The 17,193-nt window shown below is 32.0% G+C and carries 15 protein-coding genes, 12 tRNA genes, 3 rRNA genes and 1 pseudogene; 13 read left to right on the forward strand and 18 right to left on the reverse strand.

The genetic code is table 11. The features are described from left to right. The first annotated feature begins 133 nt into the window (after nucleotides 1-133). The 7 genes from HGD80_RS01330 (at nucleotide 134) to HGD80_RS05350 (ending at nucleotide 4,431) form a co-directional block, all read left to right on the forward strand. Nucleotides 134-730 carry an ABC transporter permease subunit gene (locus HGD80_RS01330; protein ID WP_225904402.1) on the forward strand — a complete coding sequence of 199 codons (597 nt, stop codon included), beginning with the start codon at nucleotides 134-136 and terminating at the stop codon, nucleotides 728-730. Further along, entirely contained in the window at nucleotides 723-1,469 is a 747-nt protein-coding gene (locus tag HGD80_RS01335) for an amino acid ABC transporter ATP-binding protein (protein WP_219475263.1), read from the forward strand. The genes HGD80_RS01330 and HGD80_RS01335 overlap by 8 nt, the downstream gene beginning before the upstream one ends. Nucleotides 1,470-1,672: 203 nt before the next feature. Then, a complete protein-coding gene (locus HGD80_RS01340; RefSeq protein WP_219475265.1) occupies nucleotides 1,673-2,197 on the forward strand; it encodes a transporter substrate-binding domain-containing protein in 525 nt (174 codons plus the stop codon). A gap of 37 nt (nucleotides 2,198-2,234) precedes the next feature. After that, nucleotides 2,235-2,633 carry a hypothetical protein gene (locus HGD80_RS01345; RefSeq protein ID WP_219475267.1) on the forward strand — a complete coding sequence of 133 codons (399 nt, stop codon included), beginning with the start codon at nucleotides 2,235-2,237 and terminating at the stop codon, nucleotides 2,631-2,633. A gap of 2 nt (nucleotides 2,634-2,635) precedes the next feature. After that, the gene (locus HGD80_RS01350) at nucleotides 2,636-3,370 is read left to right on the forward strand and encodes an ABC transporter permease subunit (protein ID WP_219475268.1); all 735 of its coding nucleotides are present in this window, start codon (nucleotides 2,636-2,638) and stop codon (nucleotides 3,368-3,370) included. 383 nt (nucleotides 3,371-3,753) lie between these two features. Continuing rightward, nucleotides 3,754-4,122 carry a hypothetical protein gene (locus HGD80_RS01355; protein WP_219475271.1) on the forward strand — a complete coding sequence of 123 codons (369 nt, stop codon included), beginning with the start codon at nucleotides 3,754-3,756 and terminating at the stop codon, nucleotides 4,120-4,122. Nucleotides 4,123-4,308: 186 nt separating this feature from the next. Beyond that, entirely contained in the window at nucleotides 4,309-4,431 is a 123-nt protein-coding gene (locus tag HGD80_RS05350; protein ID WP_264081095.1) for a hypothetical protein, read from the forward strand. 279 nt (nucleotides 4,432-4,710) lie between these two features. Here HGD80_RS05350 and HGD80_RS01360 read toward each other — a convergent pair. From HGD80_RS01360 to HGD80_RS01445, 18 genes are all read right to left on the reverse strand, one after another. Next, nucleotides 4,711-4,786: transfer RNA gene (locus tag HGD80_RS01360), tRNA-Phe, on the reverse strand. Nucleotides 4,787-4,788: 2 nt separating this feature from the next. Beyond that, nucleotides 4,789-4,864: transfer RNA gene (locus tag HGD80_RS01365), tRNA-Asp, on the reverse strand. 5 nt (nucleotides 4,865-4,869) lie between these two features. Further along, nucleotides 4,870-4,946, reverse strand: a tRNA-Met gene (locus tag HGD80_RS01370). A gap of 17 nt (nucleotides 4,947-4,963) precedes the next feature. Continuing rightward, nucleotides 4,964-5,054 (reverse strand) — tRNA-Ser (locus HGD80_RS01375). Between the two features lie 9 nt (nucleotides 5,055-5,063). Then, nucleotides 5,064-5,140 (reverse strand) — tRNA-Ile (locus tag HGD80_RS01380). A 1-nt stretch (nucleotide 5,141) separates the two neighbouring features. Further along, nucleotides 5,142-5,218 (reverse strand) — tRNA-Met (locus HGD80_RS01385). A 38-nt stretch (nucleotides 5,219-5,256) separates the two neighbouring features. Then, a tRNA-Ala gene (locus HGD80_RS01390) sits at nucleotides 5,257-5,332 on the reverse strand. Nucleotides 5,333-5,336: 4 nt separating this feature from the next. Continuing rightward, a tRNA-Leu gene (locus HGD80_RS01395) sits at nucleotides 5,337-5,422 on the reverse strand. Between the two features lie 65 nt (nucleotides 5,423-5,487). After that, nucleotides 5,488-5,563, reverse strand: a tRNA-Lys gene (locus tag HGD80_RS01400). A 7-nt stretch (nucleotides 5,564-5,570) separates the two neighbouring features. After that, nucleotides 5,571-5,646, reverse strand: a tRNA-Thr gene (locus HGD80_RS01405). Between the two features lie 52 nt (nucleotides 5,647-5,698). Beyond that, nucleotides 5,699-5,774: transfer RNA gene (locus HGD80_RS01410), tRNA-Val, on the reverse strand. Nucleotides 5,775-5,799: 25 nt separating this feature from the next. Next, nucleotides 5,800-5,908 (reverse strand): 5S ribosomal RNA (gene rrf / locus HGD80_RS01415). A gap of 35 nt (nucleotides 5,909-5,943) precedes the next feature. After that, nucleotides 5,944-8,810, reverse strand: a 23S ribosomal RNA gene (locus tag HGD80_RS01420). A gap of 64 nt (nucleotides 8,811-8,874) precedes the next feature. Further along, nucleotides 8,875-8,951 (reverse strand) — tRNA-Ile (locus tag HGD80_RS01425). 105 nt (nucleotides 8,952-9,056) lie between these two features. Continuing rightward, nucleotides 9,057-10,589 (reverse strand): 16S ribosomal RNA (locus HGD80_RS01430). The 16S, 23S and 5S rRNA genes sit together here with 12 tRNA genes alongside, the layout of an rRNA operon. A gap of 733 nt (nucleotides 10,590-11,322) precedes the next feature. Further along, on the reverse strand, nucleotides 11,323-11,907 hold the full coding sequence (locus HGD80_RS01435) for a hypothetical protein (protein WP_219475273.1): 585 nt from the start codon (nucleotides 11,905-11,907) through the stop codon (nucleotides 11,323-11,325). Nucleotides 11,908-12,070: 163 nt separating this feature from the next. After that, nucleotides 12,071-12,397 carry an ABC transporter permease subunit gene (locus tag HGD80_RS01440; protein WP_323802003.1) on the reverse strand — a complete coding sequence of 109 codons (327 nt, stop codon included), beginning with the start codon at nucleotides 12,395-12,397 and terminating at the stop codon, nucleotides 12,071-12,073. 16 nt (nucleotides 12,398-12,413) lie between these two features. After that, entirely contained in the window at nucleotides 12,414-12,719 is a 306-nt protein-coding gene (locus tag HGD80_RS01445) for a hypothetical protein (RefSeq protein WP_219475274.1), read from the reverse strand. 613 nt (nucleotides 12,720-13,332) lie between these two features. Between HGD80_RS01445 and HGD80_RS01450 the strand changes: the two genes are divergently transcribed. From HGD80_RS01450 to HGD80_RS01475, 6 genes and pseudogenes are all read left to right on the forward strand, one after another. Next, nucleotides 13,333-13,530: a hypothetical protein gene (locus HGD80_RS01450; protein ID WP_219475277.1), complete on the forward strand. Its 198-nt coding sequence runs from the start codon at nucleotides 13,333-13,335 to the stop codon at nucleotides 13,528-13,530. Nucleotides 13,531-13,723: 193 nt separating this feature from the next. After that, nucleotides 13,724-13,909 carry a hypothetical protein gene (locus HGD80_RS05685; RefSeq protein ID WP_425312573.1) on the forward strand — a complete coding sequence of 62 codons (186 nt, stop codon included), beginning with the start codon at nucleotides 13,724-13,726 and terminating at the stop codon, nucleotides 13,907-13,909. Between the two features lie 23 nt (nucleotides 13,910-13,932). Next, a complete protein-coding gene (locus HGD80_RS05355; protein ID WP_264081096.1) occupies nucleotides 13,933-14,358 on the forward strand; it encodes a site-specific DNA-methyltransferase in 426 nt (141 codons plus the stop codon). Continuing rightward, entirely contained in the window at nucleotides 14,358-14,480 is a 123-nt protein-coding gene (locus HGD80_RS05360) for a site-specific DNA-methyltransferase (RefSeq protein WP_264081105.1), read from the forward strand. The genes HGD80_RS05355 and HGD80_RS05360 overlap by 1 nt, the downstream gene beginning before the upstream one ends. 277 nt (nucleotides 14,481-14,757) lie before the next feature. Next, nucleotides 14,758-15,181 (forward strand): annotated as a pseudogene (locus HGD80_RS05690) (Dam family site-specific DNA-(adenine-N6)-methyltransferase). After that, the gene (locus tag HGD80_RS01475) at nucleotides 15,063-16,313 is read left to right on the forward strand and encodes a DpnII family type II restriction endonuclease (RefSeq protein ID WP_225904403.1); all 1,251 of its coding nucleotides are present in this window, start codon (nucleotides 15,063-15,065) and stop codon (nucleotides 16,311-16,313) included. The pseudogene HGD80_RS05690 and the gene HGD80_RS01475 overlap by 119 nt, the downstream one beginning before the upstream one ends. Nucleotides 16,314-17,193 lie beyond the last annotated feature (880 nt).

Consider the following 17,193-nt stretch of genomic DNA (forward strand, 5'->3'; position numbering starts at 1 on the left):
CAATAAAGGAAGAAACTGTGGAACGATCCTATGAAAAACTGCTATAATTTATTTATAAATAATCTACCCTCATATTGGAATGTAATTTGTACTACTATAAGCCTTGCTTTTTTTAGGAACATTAGGGGCTTTTTTGTTATCTTTATGGCTCCTTTATATCAAAGGAATCAGAAAAAAGAAACGAATAAGATTTTATGAGAGATATTTTTACAAAACAATAGATATTATCTTATATTTTTATATCTTTTTTGTTAAAAGTGTCCCTATAATGTTACAAGCAATGCTTGTTTTTTATGGACTTAGAAGAACTGGTTATTTTGAATGGTTAGAACCTTTTCAAGCCGCACTATTTATCCTTATTTTTAATTCTTGCGCTATGTTAGCAGAATTTATGATTAAAAATATGTCCTTTTTTGACCCTGGTCAAATTGAGGCATCCCTAGCTTTAGGAATGACTCGCAAGCAAGCTTTTAAACGCGTTATATGTCCTCAAGTAATCCATCAATCTTTACTGCGAATTATCAATGAATTTATTCTAAATATCAAAGATATTTGTGTTTTTTATGTAATTACAGTTGTAGATATTTTTACTTTTAGCAAAAACAATTATAGAACATCAAATAATTTTGGTTTTTTAATCAACGCATCTTTAATATATATAATTTTAATTTTCATCTCTTCTTATCTTTTAAAAAAATTAGAAACCAAATTAGGTAATAAAAATGCATAATATCATCGAAATTACAAATCTCCAAAAAAAATATGGCACTAAAGTTGTTTTAAAAGACATTAATTTAAAAATCAAACAAAACGAAATTATTACTTTAATAGGGCCTTCAGGAGCTGGTAAATCTTCTCTTTTAAGATGTCTTAATTTATTGGAAGAACCTGATTTTGGCACTATTTTATTTGAAGGCACAAATATCTTAAATCCAAAATATAATGTGTATAATTTAAGAAAAAAAATTGGCATGGTTTTTCAACATTTCAATTTATTTGCCCACAAAAATGTCTTGAATAATTGCACTTTGGCACTCACAGAAGTATTTAAAAAAAGCAAAGAAGAAGCACAAACAATAGCACGCAAAAAATTACAAAAAGTAGGACTCTTAGATGTAGCATCTCAAAGCATTCAAACACTTTCAGGAGGACAAAAACAACGGGTTGCAATTGCAAGAGCCTTATGTATGAATCCAGAAATAATTTTATTTGATGAACCTACCGCTTCTTTGGATCCACAATTAAATAAAGAAGTTCTTGATATTATGACTAATTTAACTCATGAAAAAATAACTATTATTTTAGTAACTCATGAAATTGCATTTGCTCAAAAAATTTCTGATAGAATTGTTTTTATGGCAGATGGCATAATTTTAGAAGAAGGAACTACACAACAAATCCTTAGCAACCCTCAAAGTGATAAATTAAAAACTTTTCTCAAAGATGCTTCTTTTAATAAATACAAATGATTCAAAAATAATAAATTTAAAATAGGCAAGCCAAAAAGAAAAACTATAATCAAAAAAAATATTAAATAAGGCGTTTTAATAAAAACGAGCAAATAACAAAAGTGATAATTTTATAATTGACTAAATAAATATTATAAGTATAATTTTTTTAATTACAAAAACTTTTATTAATAAAAAAATATAATCCCAAAAGAGGCAATAAAATGAAACAGAATAAAAATTTAATTATTAGTTTAGTTGTTGGTACTTTTGTAATTTTAGGCATAATAGGAGGAATTGTATGGTCGCAACTAACAAAAAATAAAACAACTACTCAAACCACCCCAACCGAAGAAATTGCATTAAATGGCGATTTAGTAGTAGGAATGGAACTTGAATACGCTCCTTTAGAATGGGTTACTATGGGAAACAACGAACAATACAAAGACCAAATACATCCTATTCAAGGAACAAAAAATGGATTTGCTTGTGGTTATAATGTAGCAATTGCTAAAAAATTAGCTAAAAAGTTAAGTAAAAAAATAATTATTAAAAAAATAAATTTTGATGGATTATTTAATGCTTTAACAAGTAATGAAGTAGATTTAGTTATTGCAGGACATACCAAAACCCCTGAAAGAGAAGAAACAGTTGCTTTTTCAGACCCTTATCATTTTGGATCAGTTAAAGTTATCTTACACAAAGATTTGGAAGTAAACTATCTTGCAGATTTAAAAGAAAAAAAATAGCTTACCAAAAAGATTCTGCACACGAAAAAAAGCAAAAATGATAAGCGATCATCCTCAAGAATTACAAGATTTAAATGCTTTTAATTTAGGATTGCCAGCAAAAACAATTGATGGTTATATTGTAGAATCTGATTTTGCAGAATTATTTATATCAAAAAATCCAAAATTAGCAAAATCAGTTCCAAACATCGATAACCAATTAATGGAAAAAATCAAAGAATATTATGACTCAAACCCTCAACTTACAAAAGAAGAATGCCAAACTTTCCAAAACACCAAACAATCACATATAGCAATCAAAAAAGAAAATGAAAAATTAACAAAAGAGGTCAATAAAGCATTAGAAGAACTACATTTTACACAAGATAACCAAAAAACTCAAGCATTAAAATTAAAAGCTGTTCAATATGCAAAAGATGAAAATGCTAATTTATAATAATGTCAAATATTTTTAATTGGTTTAATTTATTAAAAAAATTATTAAAAATATATTATCCATTATATAAAGAAGGCTTTGAAACCACATTTAAAATTGCTTTCTTTGGTACCATAGGAGCTTTTATAGTATCTTTATGTGTGCTTTATATTAAAGGAATCATAACTCTTAATAAACATACAAAAATGAGTTTAAAAAAACAATATTTCTTTAAAATACTTGATAAAAGCATTAATGTTTATATTTTTATTATTAAAAGTATTCCTATGATGTTGCAAGCAATGTTTTTTCATTTCGGACTCAAAGGAACTGGTTATTTTAAATGGTTAACTCCATTGCAATCTGGTTTATTTGTAATTATTTTTAACTCAGCTGCTTATCTTGCTGAAGTTATGATTAAAAATATGGAATTTTTTGACTCTGGACAAATTGAAGCATCATTATCTTTGGGGATGACACAAACACAAACCTTTAAAAAGGTTGTGTGTCCCCAAGTTGTCCGTAAATCTTTATTAAGAATTTCTAATGAATTTATTGTTAATATCAAAGATAGTAGTGTTTTTGGAGTTATTGGCATAAATGAACTTTATAATGCAGGAAGCACAGTAAACGCATCTGTTGCAAGTACAAATGCAAAAATATTGGCTTTAATAGTGCCTGTCTTTGTTTATTTAGTTTTGGTGTTATTAGTTTCTTTGTTATTGAAAAAAATAGAAAAAATAAGTGATAGAAAATAAAATTATGTACAAAAAAATAATTTTATTTTTCCATTTGTTTATATAATATTAATAGTGAAAGTGTAATTTAAAAAAGTATATAAATATTATTAAATATTTTGCTTTAATAAAATAAAGATAAAAAAAGATAAAATATTTAATAATGTAGATATATTTATAAAAAGTTCAATCATAAAAGAGAGGTAAAAAATGTCTTCTAATAAAACAAATATAAAAAAATAAATTCATAAAAATTGATTCTGGAGAGAAAAAACCTCCTAAAAGTCCAAATGGTAAATACCCAATAATGGGAGGAAATAAAAAAACAAAAACATATTCAAAAGGTAAAAGTGAAAGAGCAAATCAAAACGCAGGAACTATAACCATAGGAAGAGATAGCGGATATGTTCATTATCACGAAAAAAACTTTTTGGGCATTGAGTAATTGTTTTATTATAAATACAAAAAATATAAAAGATTTAGAATATCAAACTTTATATAAATTATTACAAAAAAATCAAAAAGGCATTAAAAAATTAAAAAACTTAAATAAAAAAGGTAAAAATATTAAAACCAAAGATTTAGAATTTTTTTTGAACAATATATTAAATGTTTTTTTAAGTAACATTTCTTTGCAAAAATATTTTACAATTAAAAATATTCACGGAGAAAATCAAAAACCTGAACCATCTGGCAAATACTTATGGACCCATGGAGGAAAAGGAAAAAAAAGGAATATTGTAATAAATATAATACAGGCTCTTATAGCGTAACAATTACAAGAGGAGGAAACCAAAAAATATTTGTTTATCACAATGAACCTATTTTTGCTACTAATAATTGTTTTGTAATGATGTGTAAAACCGAAACTATATGTAACCCATTTATATAACTTTCTAATACAAAAGCAAGAAGAAATTAATAATTTTAGTTGTGTCTTGAATGCAAATCCATATTATATGGGAAGCAAAAATGATCTGCTTTTTTATCTACAAGATTTTCCTTCATATTTGGAAAATTTAGAAAAACAAACCAAAGAAACTAAGACTAAAGAAATAATAGAAAAAAAATCAAACAAATAGATAAAATAAAAAATGAACTTTTAGGACATTTGGAACAAATCAAAAATGTAGACGAATGTTAATTTTAAGTTGTATTTATAATTTATATTAATAAAAAAACCACCCCAAAAGGTGGTTTTAATTTTATATTCTGTAGTCTCATATGGAAATAATTTTAAAATAGTTATAATATTTAATAAAAGACAATATAAAAAGATAAAAGTAGCCTTTTTGGGGCTACTCATTTGTTTATTTGGCTTAAGAAAGATATAGTTAAAAAAATAAAATCAGAAAATAATATGGTGGCTCCGGACAGAATCGAACTGTCGACACGAGGCTCTTCAGGCCACTGCTCTACCGACTGAGCTACAGAGCCTATGGCGGTCCGGACGGGACTTGAACCCGCGATCTCCTGCGTGACAGGCAAGCATGTTAACCACTACACCACCGGACCAATTTTGGTTGCGGGGATAGGATTCGAACCTATGACCTTCGGATTATGAGCCCGACGAGCTACCAAACTGCTCTACCCCGCGATATAATATTTAATTGATGGCGGAGGAAGAGGGATTCGAACCCCCGCGTCCTTTCGGACCTCTCAGTTTTCAAGACTGACCCCTTCAACCGGACTTGGGTATTCCTCCAAAAAAAAATGGTGGACCCGGTAGGATTTGAACCTACGACCAACCGGTTATGAGCCGGTAGCTCTGACCAGCTGAGCTACAGGTCCATGGTAGCGGCAGAGGGATTCGAACCCTCGACCTCACGGGTATGAACCGTACACTCTCGCCAGCTGAGCTACACCGCCATCATTTTAAGATTAATATATTAATGTTAATGTTTTTATGGTGGAGCTTAGCGGGATCGAACCGCTGACCTTCTGTGTGCAAGACAGATGCTCTTCCAGCTGAGCTAAAGCCCCAAAATGGTACCTGGAGTCGGACTTGAACCGACACGGCTATAAACCATGGGATTTTAAGTCCCACGTGTCTACCGATTCCACCATCCAGGCAAACATATAAACATTTTTCGTATTTTGTATAAAAATAAAAAAAGAAAAAAAAGATTAATAAAAAGTGGTATCCCGTGAAGGAGTCGAACCTTCGACACCTTGATTAAAAGTCAAGTGCTCTACCAGCTGAGCTAACGGGACAATAAAGTGGTGCCAAAAACAGGAATCGAACCCGTAACCTACTGATTACAAATCAGTTGCTCTACCTATTGAGCTATTTTGGCAATAAAATTATTGTTTTTCTATAAAAAAAGAATAAAAAAGATAGTAATTATTTGGTAGAGGATGAGGGACTTGAACCCACGACATTCTGCTTGTAAGGCAGACGCTCTCCCAACTGAGCTAATCCTCTTTTTTATTCTTTTTTATAAAGCAAACCTTGGCACTCCCTATCTTCGCTCAATAAAGAACTATTGTCAGTACTAAGGACTTAACTGCTGTGTTCGGGATGGGAACAGGTGTTGCCCCTTAGTTTTATGCACCAAGGATCTTTCAAAACTAGATAAACGTTGGTATTTAAAAAATCAAAGTCAATGGGTCTATTAGTACTAGTCAGCTGAAAAGATCACTCTTCTTACACCTCTAGCCTATCAACCTGATAGTCTTTCAGGGACCTCATAGGGAAATCTCATCTTAAGGGAGGCTTCACACTTAGATGCTTTCAGTGTTTATCCCTTCTATACATAGCTACTCAGCTGTGGCTCTGGCGAACCAACTGAAACACCAGCGGTATATCCATCCCGGTCTTCTCATACTAGGGACAGTTCCTTTCAAATTTCCAACGCCCACGACGGATAGAGACCGAACTGTCTCACGACGTTCTGAACCCAGCTCGCGTTCCGCTTTAATGGGCGAACAGCCCAACCCTTGGAACCTTCTCCAGCTCCAGGATGCGATGAGCCGACATCGAGGTGCCAAACCGCTTCGTCGCTGTGAACGCTTGGAAGCGATAAGCCTGTTATCCCCAGGGTAGCTTTTATCCGTTGAGTCACGGCCCTTCCATTCGGTACCGTAAGATCACTAAGTCCGACTTTCGTCCCTGCTCGACTTGTAAGTCTTGCAGTCAAGCTCCCTTGTGCCTTTATGCTCTACAAATGATTTCCAACCATTTTGAAGGAACCTTCGAACGCCTCCGTTACTCTTTAGGAGGCGACCGCCCCAGTCAAACTGCCCACCAAACACTGTCCCTCACATTACACATGTGCAGGTTAGAAACTAAAAATAACAAGGGTGGTATCCCAAGGATAACTCCAGAAAAACTAGCGTTTTTCTCTCACAGTTTCCCACCTATCCTGTACATCTTATTTCCAATTTCAATATTAAGTTGCAGTAAAGCTCCATGGGGTCTTTTCGTCCTGTCGCGGGTAACCGGCATTTTCACCGGTAATTTGATTTCACCGAGGCTCTTGTTGAGACAGCGCCCAAATCGTTATGCCTTTCGTGCGGGTCGGAACTTACCCGACAAGGAATTTCGCTACCTTAGGACCGTTATAGTTACGGCCGCCGTTTACTGGGACTTCAATTCGATGCTTCGTTGCCTGACATCTCCTTTTAATCTTCCAGCACCGGGCAGGCATCAGCCCCTATACATCACCTTGCGGTTTAGCAGAGACCTATGTTTTTGATAAACAGTCGCTTGGGCCTATTCTCTGCGGCTTTTAGTTTTAATAAAAGCTCTCCTTATCCCTAAGTTACGGAGTAATTTTGCCGAGTTCCTTAACAAGAGTTTGCTCGCGCGTCTTAGTATACTCTACCTACCCACCTGTGTCGGTTTGCGGTACGGGTAGTTAATCAATTAGCCCTAGAAGCTTTTCTTGAAAGTATGACATCAATCACTTTACTTTCAAACCTTGTCTTTAAATGAGAAAACGGATTTGCCTGTCTTCTCAGACTTAGTTTTTCTACCCCAATCCAATAAGGGGCGTGTTTAGCCTGCTTTGTCCCTCCGTCAGTTGATTAACTAGTGCAGGAATCTCAGCCTGCTTGCCATCGATTACGGATTTCTCCCTCACCTTAGGACCCGACTAACCCAGGGAGGACGAACCTGGCCCTGGAAACCTTGGGTTTTTGACGGATAGGATTCTCACCTATCTTTTCGTTACTTACACCGGCATTCTCACTTCTGACCTCTCCACCACTGCTTCCGCTATGGCTTCACTGATGTCAGAACGCTTCCCCTACCATTCAAATAACTAAGAAGTTATTTGAATCCGTAGCTTCGGTATGATGTTTTAGCCCCGGTACATTTTCGGCGCAGAGTCATTCGACTAGTGAGCTATTACGCACTCTTTAAAGGATGGCTGCTTCTAAGCCAACCTCCTAGTTGTTTAAACGTCTTCACTTCCTTTGCCACTTAACATCAATTTTGGGACCTTAGCTGACGGTCTGGGCTATTTCCCTTTTGACCATGGACCTTATCACCCACAGTCTGACTGCTAATTTTATTTGGTAACATTCGGAGTTTGATTGAGTTCGGTACCCCGAGGTGGAGCCCTTACTCATTCAGTGCTCTACCTTCACCAAATTACTAAATCAACGCTAGCCCTAAAGCTATTTCGGGGAGAACCAGCTATCTCTGAGTTCGATTGGAATTTCACCCCTAGCCACAAGTCATCCAAACACTTTTCAACGTGTCCTGGTTCGGTCCTCCATTTAGTTTTACCTAAACTTCAACCTGCTCATGGCTAGCTCACTTCAGTTTCGGGTCTATGACATGCAACTATAAACGCCCTATTAAGACTCGCTTTCGCTACGGCTCCGTTCCTTAAAACTTAACCTTGCTCCATATCATAACTCGCCGGTTCATTCTGCAAAAGGCAAGCCATCACACATTAACGTGCTTTGACTAATTGTAGGCACACAGTTTCAGGATCTATTTCACTCCCCTTTCGGGGTTCTTTTCACCTTTCCCTCACGGTACTAGTTCACTATCGGTCACTAAGAAGTATTTAGCCTTAGGAGATGGTCCTCCCATCTTCCGACAAGATTTCTCGTGTCTCGCCGTACTTATTGATACCCTAGATTTTAACTTACGTTTACGGGACTGTCACCTTCTTTGGTGCTTCTTTCCAAAAGCTTCTACTTCGTTAAAATTTTGTAACTAGAAATGGTATCAGGCTGTTCCGGGTTCGCTCGTCACTACTACCAGAATCGTTATTACTTTCTTTTCCTGCGGTTACTTAGATATTTCAGTTCGCCGCGTTTCCTTTCTTCTAACAAGATAAATCGTATTAGAAGAATATTACATCTTCAATGTAATGGGTTTCCCCATTCGGAGACCCACGGATCTTCACTTATTTACAGCTTCCCGTGGCGTTTCGCCGTTAATTGCGTCCTTCATCGGCTCTTAGTGCCAAGGCATCCACTGTGCGCCCTTAGTTCCTTTGATTTTTTAACCTTCGTTTATCTACTTTTCAAAGAGCTTTTTTAAGATTTTGCCTTATTTGTGGTTATGGTGGGCCTAAATGGACTTGAACCACCGACCTCACGCTTATCAGGCGTGTGCTCTAACCAACTGAGCTATAGGCCCTTAATCTTAAAAAGATTAAAATGTTGCAAATACAATTTGCAAGCAAGTTAAAATGAAAAACTTTCTTAAGTCTCTCAAAACTGAAGATGATAATTGTTTCCTTAGAAAGGAGGTGATCCATCCCCACCTTCCGGTAGGGATACCTTGTTACGACTTAACCCCAATCATCGACCCTACCTTAGACGGTTCCCTCTTCTTGCGAAGTTAGGCCACCGGCTTTGGGTATTGCCAACTTTCGTGGTTTGACGGGCGGTGTGTACAAACCCCGAGAACGTATTCACCGCGACATGCTGATTCGCGATTACTAGCGATTCCAACTTCATGAAGTCGAGTTGCAGACTTCAATCCGAACTGAGACTGTTTTTTTGAGATTCGCCAAAAACTTGCGCTTCAGCTACCCTTTGTAACAGCCATTGTATCACGTTTGTAGCCCAGGTCATAAGGGGCATGATGATTTGACGTCGTCCCCACCTTCCTCCAATTTATCACTGGCAGTCTTGCTAAAGTCCCCACCATTACGTGCTGGTAACTAACAATAAGGGTTGCGCTCGTTGCGGGACTTAACCCAACATCTCACGACACGAGCTGACGACAACCATGCACCACCTGTGCAACTGATAACCTCCACTGTGTTTCTACAGCTTTGCAGAAGCATGTCAAGACCTGGTGAGGTTTTTCGGGTACCTTCGAATTAAACAACATGATCCACCGCTTGTGCGGAGTCCCGTCAATTCCTTTAAGTTTCATACTTGCGTACGTACTACTCAGGCGGAGTACTTAATGTGTTAACTTCAACACTGGTTTTACCCAACGTTTAGTACTCATCGTTTACGGCGTGGACTACCAGGGTATCTAATCCTGTTTGCTCCCCACGCTTTCGTGCCTCAGCGTCAGTAAAGACCCAGCAAGCCGCCTTCGCTACTGGTGTTCCTCCATATATTTACGCATTTTACCACTACACATGGAATTCCACTTGCCTCTATCTTACTCTAGCTAAACAGTTTTTATAGCATCACAATGTTGAGCATTGCACTTAGACCACAAACTTATTTAACCGCCTACGCACCCTTTACGCCCAATAATTCCGGATAACGCTTGCCCCCTATGTATTACCGCGGCTGCTGGCACATAGTTAGCCGGGGCTTATTCATTAGGTACCGTCAGAATGATTTTTCCATCATTTATTCTTCCCTAATAAAAGAACTTTACGTACCGAAATACTTCATCGTTCACGCGGCGTTGCTCGGTCAGAGTTTCCTCCATTGCCGAAAATTCCCTACTGCTGCCTCCCGTAGGAGTTTGGGCCGTGTCTCAGTCCCAATGTGGCCGTTCAACCTCTCAGCCCGGCTACACATCATAGTCTTGGTAGGCCTTTACCCCACCAACTAACTAATGTGACGCAAGCTCCTACCTAAGCATACCTATTGCTAGGTCTTTTAAAAACAAGAAGATGCCTTCTTGTCTCCTATCCAGTCTTAGCAGTCGTTTCCAACTGTTATCCTCGTCTTAGGGGCAGATTGCTTACGCGTTACTCACCCGTTCGCCACTAAAGTTTAATTGCTTAAACTTCCGTTCGACTTGCATGTATTAGGCACGCCGCCAGCGTTAATCCTGAGCCAGGATCAAACTCTTCGTATGTTACAAAATTGATGCATCAAAAATTGCTTTTTGGTGTCAATTTTAAGGTGTTAAAAAATAATTAAAAATATTCGTTAATTATCATCTTCAGTTTTCAAAGATTAAGGTAGTTTTGGTAAAAAATTGTGAAAAAATAAATTAAGAATAAACAATCAAAATATGCAATTTAGCAAGTTACAAATAATTAAAAAATAATTAAAAGTTGTTGTTTTTGCTTTCAAAAAATGTTTTCAAAGCAAATAAAATCGCAATACCTTTTTTATTATATCACATAAAAAAACAAATAGCAAATGTTTTGTTGCTTTTTTTTCAAAATTAAAAAAATAATTGAAATTTGGCAAAATAATTGCTAAATAAATGGCAAATGTTTGGATGGTTTTAAGATTGAATTCCGGCAAATTTGGTCTGTCGAAATTGCGCTTCAAAAACGCACAACATAATTACTATAATATTATAACAAACATTTTAGGATTTGGCAAATAAAAAAATACTTTTGTTAAATTTTGTGTAAAATTATATTTTTTTGTAAATGTTTTGGGATATCGATGAAAAATTTGTTATTAAAAAAAGATCAAAAAGGAGATGGTATATTTTTAAATAAAACTTTGAGAACCACTAAAAGCGTTTTGTTCGTTTTGTTGTTGTCTAACTGTTGCGTTGCGTTTCTTTAAACAAATAAAAAACCTTAAAAATAAAAAAACAATCCATTGATGGATTGTTGTTATTTGAAAGTCTATATTCGTTTTAATTGTGTTTGGAAATAACTTTTTACTTCTTCCATATTGAGTTGTTTAGGTTTGAGGTTCCCTTTTTCGTTCGCTTGCATAAAGGTTTGTTTGTACCACAATAATAACTTTTGATAGATACAAAAATCTAGATAATAATTAGTGGATGGAGTTGGTACAAAGTTGGGATGGGGGTTGGTTTGGGATTTGGCTACTTGTTGTTGTTGTTCTAAACATTTTAATGCCACCAAAAACCAAGATAAAGAAGTGTTGTAAGGCATAAATCCTTTTATTTCCCATTGAATACAACACTCCAATATCAAGATAAAATCAGTGTTAATAAGGCAATATTTGTGTTTATTGGCATAAAACAAATGAAAACTATTAATATAATGCTTTCTTTGTTGCATCTCTAATACCCATAAATCAAATGATAAATAAAAATAATTTCTTTTCATATCTAAAAACGGTTGCATAGCTTTATTATTTTTGCAAGTATTTAAACAATGATCATACATACCAAATTCTTTTCTTAAAGCACATAAAGCAAGATCAGAGGCATAAGGATAAAGTTCATAAGGTATAATTCTCAATTTTAATATCTCCTTATTTTTAAATACTTTCTTAATAGTAAAAGTTAATTATTTTGTTGGTTGTGTGGTTTGGTTGTTTGGTTGTTTGGTGGTTTTTTGATTTTAATTTATAAAAGAAGTAAAATAAATATTTATTAAAATGTTAAAAAATGCTTTTTTCTTATTATATCATTTTCTTTTTAGTTTTTTTATCTAAATAATTTGTAATTCTTACTAAAAATAAATAAATGATACTTACAATAAAATAAGGAGTAATTTGATCATAATCAAATACTTTATTTCTATCTGCTTGCCAAATAAAGCCCATAAATCCAACAACAGAAAATAATGCAGTATCTTTAATATTTAGAATAAATTGTTGCCAAATAAAAGGTTTAGTTCTTTGTAATCCTTGTTCAAATAAAATATATTTAAAGACTTGTTTTTGATTCATTCCTAATAAATAAGCAGCCTCAATTTGTCCTTTATCCAACATTTTAATATTATGCATGAATAAATTAGTTAAATTAGCAATAGTATTTAGAGAAATAACTAATAAAGTAGTAATAAAAGGAATAGCTAAAAAAGGATAAGGAGGATTTTTTTAAATAACCAAATAAGGATAATAAATTCCAACATAACAATGCTTGAACCATAATAGGAACAGCATTTAGAAAAATAAATAACTTATCAATTAATTTAGATAGCCCTTTATAAAGATAAAAAGCTAATAAAGAATTATTTTTTTTATTTTGTTTTTCTGCATAAATCTTAATTTTAACAAAAAGCAAAGTAATTAAAAATCCTAAAATAATACTATCAATAGCCACCATAAAAGAAAAAAACAAACGGTTTTTTATAAGTTGGTAATGTTTCCCAAACTTTTTGCCAAAAAGTAATTTCAGTTTTTTTATCACCATTAGAATTATTTGATTGTTTTATTTGTATATAATCTTGGGTAGCTGGTTTTAAAAAATTCTCATTATAATATTTTGTTTGTTCTGAAGTGTTCCGTTTTTTTAGACATTTTTTTATTTCAAAATTACTCTTTAAGACTTAAAATTAAATAGATAATTTCATATCTTTTCAAACTAACAAAGTAGTTTTCATTACACTAAAAAGTGTCTAATGTTTTTCATAATTTGCTAGTTTCAAAAGATATTTTTTTAAATATTTTATCCCTACACTATATATAGGGCAAAAAAACGAAAAAGTTGCATACAAAACGACATGGATTAAATTTTTTTACACAATAATGCGGAATTCTCCACTTTTGGCTATTTATGCCATATAATAACAGGGTTAAATGACAAAACCCGACCATAAACACTAGCGAAATGATGACAGAAGAGATAAAAAAAGTGAAAAAAATAAAAAAAATATCCCCTTCATTTGAGGGGTCATTTTTTAAACTAATATAATTCAAATCAGAAATAGAAACAAACTATGATACAATATTTAAGAAGAAAGAAGGGTAAAAAAATGAAAAATATGACTTCTTTTGATGCATTTTTAAGTATCAAAAAAATCAAAGGAATAGATTTTATCTTAAATTGCCTCCAAGTTCATAAAGGTACTATCAAACGTTGGGAAAAACAACAATCTATTCCTAAAAATTACGATACAGACTTAAAAAAAAAATAATTACTCAACTTGAAATTGAATATCCACATATCGATATAGTAAAATTTCAAAATAATATTTTAACAAATAAAACGAATTTATTGATAAAATTGATTCTTTTTCTCATATTATTTTAGGCGATGTTTGTGAGTTTTTACCACAACTTCAAAATATTAAATTCAATATTGTTATCGCTGACCCACCTTATAATATTATTGGTAAAAATTTTGGTAATAACCGCGATTTGTTAGAAATAGATGGGTATTTAAAATGGTCTTTGGATTGGATTCAACAATGCCTTAAATTATTGACTCCAGATGGTATTTTTTATATGTATGATTATCCCGAAATTTTAGCTCGGGTTGCGGCTCAATTTCCTTACGAAAAAAAAGAATTTTAGCTTGGCATTATACTAATAAAAACATGCCTTCTTGTAATTTTTGGCAACGTTCTTATGAATCAATTTTATGTCTTTGGAATAACAAAAAACCTGAAATTAATATCGATCAAATTAGAGAACCTTATACCTACAATTTTTTGAAGTGTGATGGAAAAAAAAGAATTGGTACTTTAGGACGTTTTGGTAATTCTGAAACTTTGTATCGCGTAAACGAAAAAGGAGCTCTCACACGTGATATCATTAAAGTTCCTGCTTTAGCAGGTGGTGCAGGATTAAAAGAACGGTTCTTTTTATGTAAAACTTGTGATTGTAAAATTTTTAGTTCTAAAGAACTAAAAAATCATCAAAAACCTCATCAAACTATTATTCATCCTACTCAAAAACCCCAAATGTTAACTACTAAATTAATTGATTCAGTGATTATGAAAATCAAAAAGGTAATGTTTTAATTCCTTTTACTGGTTCGGGTTCAGAATGTTTAGTTGCTAAAAAGAAAAATCTAAATTATATTGGTATTGAAATAAACCCTGATTATGTGATGTTAATTAAGGAAGTATTAAAAAGTGTATAAATTAAAACGCAACTTTGGATGTTAATAATATATTTTATTAAAGAGTTAATCAAAATTTTCATGTTATTGTTATGATTTGAGGTATAATTAGGATAGTTTATATAAATAATTTTAATTAAGTAGGGTAAATGCCTCTATTTATCTTAAAATTTTAAGTTGTAGAAAAATAGTTAAAAAACAAGAAAGAGGTTATCAAAATGTCAAATACATTAAAACTAAAACCATTTGTCAAATGGGCGGGTGGAACCCCAACTTTGGCCTTTTTTTGAAAGTTGTTATGAATGTTAAATATGAAACTTATTTTGAACTTTTTTTAGGAGGCGGGAGTGTTTTTTTTAGTTTGGAACCTCAAAAAGCTGTTTTGTCTGATATTAATGAAGAATTGATAACTGCTTGGCATACTTTAAAATCACAATCTCGTGATGTTGTTAATTTATTAAAAACATATATTAAACGTTTAAAATTAGAAAAAAAAGATTTTTATTATCAATTGCGCGACCAAAAAAACCTCTTCGTTGGATAATATTTCAAAAACTGCTCGCTTTATTTTTCTTAATAAAACTCGTTTTAATGGTCTTTATCGTGTTAATTCTAAAAATCAATTTAACTCTCCGTTTAATGGAAAAAATGATGTTTGTTTATCAACTATCATTAACGAATCTAATCTTAAAAAATATCACATTATTCTTAAAAAAGAATGAAATTAAAATCCAAAACCAAGATTACGCAACAATAGTTGCTCAAACACAAATTAATGATTTATTGTTTTGTGATCCTCCTTATGATTCAGATACTCAAACTTTTAACAGCTATAATGCATCCCCTTTTAATCAAACAAACCAAAAAGATTTGTTTGAATCTTTAAAAGCAGCTCATTTAAGAGGAGTTAAATGGGTTTTAACTAATCACGACACTCAATTAATTAACCACTTATACAAAGATTTTAATTTTATAAGAATTCCTGTTAATCGTTTTATCAATTCCCAAAGCTGCAATCGGAAAAATAAAACCTACGAAACAATTATTACGAATTTTACATTAAGAGATGACCAAATTAAACAAATAAATAATTTATTGTTTTTCAAAGAGTTAAAATCTACATCTTATTTTTTAAAGGATTATGTTTCGTGGGAAAAAGTTAATCATTTTATAAACCAAAATGAAGAAATTACTTTTGACCACCAAGATAAAGAAGTTGTCATTAATTTTATTAAAGAATCAAAACTTCTAACTAATGTTTTTGTAAATTCAAATTTTAATCAAAATATTAAAGATTATATTTTTGGGGTTTTGGTGGGGTTGGATTCTAACTCAAGAAAAAATAAATCAGGAGTTTTGTTGCCTAATTTAATTAAAACTCTTTTAAAAACAAATAATTTCAATTTCCAAGAAGAAGTTCTTTTAACAGACATTTTAAAAGGTTTTGAATTAAAAGAAACAAAAAGAGTGGATTTTGTTTTTAAACATAATAATATAAATTATCTTTTAGAATGTAGTTTTTTTAACACTTCAGGCTCCAAAATTAATAGCGAATTAAAGCGTTTGGTAGAATTTAGTAAAACTATCAATAAATTCAAAAATATTCAATTTATTTATGTGATAGAAAGTCCAGGTTTGAAAAAAAACGCATCTTTGTTGGAAAAAAACCTTAACGGAAACCAATGTTTTATTCAATATCCATCGTTTTCAAGAATTTTTAAAAAAAATAAAATAAAATTGTATTTTTTAACTCATCGATCTAATAAATTAAACACACACCCATTAAGATTAATTTTTACAACAAACATTATAATTATAATTTCTTCTACTGACTATTTTAAAATACCCCCCTAAATCAGGAATGCTCTTAAACGCATTATTTTGCCCCTCTTGCTTTGATTTAATTCCAATTAGGGTAAATAAAACCCTAAATCTAATTTAGACCCCCCTTTTAAATTCAATTTCTTGATAAAGCAGTCCTCAAAAACTTAGGAAAAACTTACTTTTAATTTTTACAATTTTGGCATAAATTAAAACGGATCATTTTTTTAAAACTAATTTAGACCCCCTCATTTGAGGGGTCATTTTTTTTATTTTTAAGGGAGATTTTTTGATCTATTTTTGACAACTTTTTTTCATTTTTTTGTCTCTTCCAGACAAAATCGCTAGTGTTTATGGTGAGCATTTTGCCATTTAACCCTGTTATTATATAGCATAACCGACCTAAAATCAAAAATTCCCCATTATTGTGTAAAAAAATGAAACCCATGTCGTTTTTATAGCAACTTTTTCGTTTTTTCGACCTATATATATAGTGTAGGGATAAAATATTAAAAAAAAATATCTTTTGAAACTAGCAAATTATGAAAAAACATTAGACACTTTTTAAGTTTAATGAAATTATTTGTTAGTTTGAAAAGATATGAAATTATCTATTTAATTTTAAGTCTTAAAGAGTAATGTTGAAATAAAAAAGTGTCTAAAAAAATGGAACACCTCAGCCAATTTAGAGTATGTTTTTACTCAATAATTGTAAAAACCACAAAATAACTAGTTTTTATGTTATAATATGTTGTGATTAAGTTGTATAAAATATCATCTTTTTATCCAAATTATCAAAAACAATAATAAATGTTTTACCAAAAATAATGAATTAAAAAAATAATTGGTAAATGTTTTTCATAATTAATATTTTGCTATTTGCAAAGTTTTTTTATTTATCTTTTTACATGTT

Origin of the sequence: Paulownia witches'-broom phytoplasma, assembly GCF_019396865.1 — a bacterium.
In the GTDB taxonomy this organism is placed as follows: Bacteria; Bacillota_I; Bacilli_A; order Acholeplasmatales; family Acholeplasmataceae; genus Phytoplasma; species Phytoplasma asteris.

What these genes read in the sequence shown, in the direction of transcription:
- HGD80_RS01335 (WP_219475263.1), top strand. Translation starts at nt 723, where the DNA reads ATGCATAATATCATCGAAATTACAAATCTCCAAAAAAAATATGGCACT.
- HGD80_RS01340 (WP_219475265.1), top strand. Translation starts at nt 1,673, where the DNA reads ATGAAACAGAATAAAAATTTAATTATTAGTTTAGTTGTTGGTACTTTT.
- HGD80_RS01345 (WP_219475267.1), top strand. Translation starts at nt 2,235, where the DNA reads ATGATAAGCGATCATCCTCAAGAATTACAAGATTTAAATGCTTTTAAT.
- HGD80_RS01350 (WP_219475268.1), top strand. Translation starts at nt 2,636, where the DNA reads ATGTCAAATATTTTTAATTGGTTTAATTTATTAAAAAAATTATTAAAA.
- HGD80_RS01355 (WP_219475271.1), top strand. Translation starts at nt 3,754, where the DNA reads ATGTTCATTATCACGAAAAAAACTTTTTGGGCATTGAGTAATTGTTTT.
- HGD80_RS05350 (WP_264081095.1), top strand. Translation starts at nt 4,309, where the DNA reads ATGGGAAGCAAAAATGATCTGCTTTTTTATCTACAAGATTTTCCTTCA.
- HGD80_RS01440 (WP_323802003.1), bottom strand. Translation starts at nt 12,397, where the DNA reads ATGCATAATATTAAAATGTTGGATAAAGGACAAATTGAGGCTGCTTAT.
- HGD80_RS01445 (WP_219475274.1), bottom strand. Translation starts at nt 12,719, where the DNA reads ATGGTGGCTATTGATAGTATTATTTTAGGATTTTTAATTACTTTGCTT.
- HGD80_RS01450 (WP_219475277.1), top strand. Translation starts at nt 13,333, where the DNA reads ATGATACAATATTTAAGAAGAAAGAAGGGTAAAAAAATGAAAAATATG.
- HGD80_RS05355 (WP_264081096.1), top strand. Translation starts at nt 13,933, where the DNA reads ATGCCTTCTTGTAATTTTTGGCAACGTTCTTATGAATCAATTTTATGT.